Annotated in this window: 2 rRNA genes; both read right to left on the bottom strand. The window is 55.0% G+C overall.

Features of this window, described 5'->3' with window-relative positions:
* Positions 1-7: 7 nt before the first annotated feature.
* A 5S ribosomal RNA gene (gene rrf / locus ACZ60G_RS43965) occupies positions 8-124 on the bottom strand.
* A gap of 126 nt (positions 125-250) precedes the next feature.
* Positions 251-3,382 (bottom strand): 23S ribosomal RNA (locus ACZ60G_RS43960).
* Positions 3,383-3,429 lie beyond the last annotated feature (47 nt).

The raw sequence follows: 3,429 nt of genomic DNA, 5'->3' as shown, positions 1-3,429 counted from the left end.
AAGGATGTTCCGGCGGTGTCCTACTCTCCCACACCCTGTCGAGTGCAGTACCATCGGCGCTGGTGGCCTTAGCTTCCGGGTTCGGAATGGGACCGGGCGTTTCCCCACCGCTATAGCCGCCGTAACTCTATGAAACTATCCACACACAGCGCGACAAGCTCCCCGAAGGACATAAAAATCCCTCGTGAACTGTCTGCTGCAGTGTCTGTGTGTTGTTTCAGATACCGCACAGTGGACGCGTAGCTTCTTTGTTGGTAAGTCCTCGGCCTATTAGTACCAGTCACCTACACCCGTTACCGGGCTTCCAGTTCTGGCCTATCAACCCCATGGTCTGTAGGGGGCCTTAACCACTCGAAGGTGGTGAGAAACCTCATCTTGGAACAGGCTTCCCGCTTAGATGCTTTCAGCGGTTATCCCTTCCGAACGTAGCTAACCAGCAGTGCCCTTGGCAGGACAACTGGCACACCAGAGGTTCGTCCGTCCCGGTCCTCTCGTACTAGGGACAGCCTTCCTCAAGTTTCTGACGCGCGCGGCGGATAGAGACCGAACTGTCTCACGACGTTCTAAACCCAGCTCGCGTGCCGCTTTAATGGGCGAACAGCCCAACCCTTGGGACCTACTCCAGCCCCAGGATGCGACGAGCCGACATCGAGGTGCCAAACCATCCCGTCGATATGGACTCTTGGGGAAGATCAGCCTGTTATCCCCGGGGTACCTTTTATCCGTTGAGCGACACCGCTTCCACTTGCCGGTGCCGGATCACTAGTCCCGACTTTCGTCCCTGCTCGAGCTGTCACTCTCACAGTCAAGCTCCCTTGTGCACTTGCACTCGACACCTGATTGCCAACCAGGCTGAGGGAACCTTTGGGCGCCTCCGTTACATTTTAGGAGGCAACCGCCCCAGTTAAACTACCCACCAGGCACTGTCCCTGAACCAGATCATGGTCCGAGGTTAGAAGTCCAATACGATCAGAGTGGTATTTCAACGATGACTCCACCAACACTGGCGTGCCAGCTTCACAGTCTCCCACCTATCCTACACAAACCGTACCGAACACCAATACCAAGCTATAGTGAAGGTCCCGGGGTCTTTTCGTCCTGCCGCGCGTAACGAGCATCTTTACTCGTAATGCAATTTCGCCGAGTCTGTGGTTGAGACAGCTGAGAAGTCGTTACGCCATTCGTGCAGGTCGGAACTTACCCGACAAGGAATTTCGCTACCTTAGGATGGTTATAGTTACCACCGCCGTTTACCGGGGCTTAAATTCTCAGCTTCGCCATTACTGGCTAACCGGTCCTCTTAACCTTCCGGCACCGGGCAGGCGTCAGTCCGTATACATCGTCTTACGACTTCGCACGGACCTGTGTTTTTAGTAAACAGTCGCTTCTCACTGGTCTCTGCGACCACCACCAGCTCACGGAGTAAATCCGGTCACCAGCGTTGGTCCCCCTTCTCCCGAAGTTACGGGGGCATTTTGCCGAGTTCCTTAACCACAGTTCTCTCGATCGCCTCAGTATTCTCTACCTGACCACCTGTGTCGGTTTGGGGTACGGGCCGTGTACCAACTCACTAGAGGCTTTTCTCGGCAGCATAGGATCACTGAATTCACCTCAATCGGCTACGCATCACCTCTCAGGCACATGTTGTGCGGATTTACCTACACAACGCCCTACAGGCTTACACCAGTACAACCACTGACTGGCCCAGCTACCTTCCTGCGTCACCCCATCGCTTGACTACTACAGCAAGGGTCGTATGCAGCCACTTCCAGCTCCCCGAAGGGAGTCCATCCGCTTTTGGATACTTAGCACCACTGATTCGCCATTGGGCGCGGATACACGGGTACGGGAATATCAACCCGTTGTCCATCGACTACGCCTGTCGGCCTCGCCTTAGGTCCCGACTCACCCTGGGCGGATTAACCTGGCCCAGGAACCCTTGGTCATTCGGCGGACGAGTTTCTCACTCGTCTTTCGCTACTCATGCCTGCATTCTCACTCCCACAGCCTCCACAACTAGCTCACGCTGCTGCTTCCATGGCTGTAGGACGCTCCCCTACCCATCCACACCACTGCACCGAAACCCGTAGGAATCAGCGGATGTATTGTGTGAATGCCGCGGCTTCGGCGGTGTACTTGAGCCCCGCTACATTGTCGGCGCAGAATCACTTGACCAGTGAGCTATTACGCACTCTTTCAAGGATGGCTGCTTCTAAGCCAACCTCCTGGTTGTCTTCGCGACTCCACATCCTTTTCCACTTAGTACACGCTTAGGGGCCTTAGCCGGCGATCTGGGCTGTTTCCCTCTCGACTACGAAGCTTATCCCCCGCAGTCTCACTGCCACGCTCTCACACACCGGCATTCGGAGTTTGGCTGATTTCGGTAAGCTTGTAGGCCCCCTAGACCATCCAGTAGCTCTACCTCCGGCGTGAAACACGTGACGCTGCACCTAAATGCATTTCGGGGAGAACCAGCTATCACGGAGTTTGATTGGCCTTTCACCCCTACCCACAGCTCATCCCCTCAGTTTTCAACCTAAGTGGGTTCGGGCCTCCACGACGTCTTACCGTCGCTTCACCCTGGCCATGGGTAGATCACTCCGCTTCGGGTCTAGAACACGCGACTCAAAACGCCCTATTCGGACTCGCTTTCGCTACGGCTACCCCACACGGGTTAACCTCGCCACATGCCACTAACTCGCAGGCTCATTCTTCAAAAGGCACGCCATCACCCACCACAACAAGTTGTGCGTAGGCCCTGACGGATTGTAAGCGCACGGTTTCAGGTACTATTTCACTCCCCTCCCGGGGTACTTTTCACCTTTCCCTCACGGTACTAGTCCGCTATCGGTCACCAGGGAGTATTCAGGCTTACCGGGTGGTCCCGGCAGATTCACAGCAGATTTCACGGGCCCGCTGCTACTCGGGAGACATCCACAACAGCCGTTGAGTTTTCGCTTACCGGACTATCACCGTCTATGGCAGGCCGTTCCAGACCACTTCAACTAACACAACGGTTTCTGACTGTTGCTCAGCTCGGCAGAACTGAGAAGAATGATCCCACTACCCCAGATGGACAACAACTGCCGTCTATCACATCCAACTGGTTTAGCCTCATCCGCTTTCGCTCGCCACTACTCACGGAATCACTATTGTTTTCTCTTCCTGTGGGTACTGAGATGTTTCACTTCCCCACGTTCCCTCCACACACCCTATATATTCAGATGCGGGTAACACGACATCACTCGTGCTGGGTTTCCCCATTCGGAAATCCTCGGATCTCAGCTCGGTTGACAGCTCCCCGAGGCTTATCGCAGCCTCCTACGTCCTTCATCGGCTCCTGGTGCCAAGGCATCCACCGTACGCTCTTAAACACTTACTAACAAAGATGCTCGCGTCCACTGTGCAGTTCTCAAACAACACACCCAA

The organism is Nocardia sp. NPDC102475 (genome assembly GCF_055584605.1).
The sequence above is the reverse complement of the archived record's forward strand: the minus strand, read 5'-3'. Positions and strand labels throughout refer to the sequence as shown.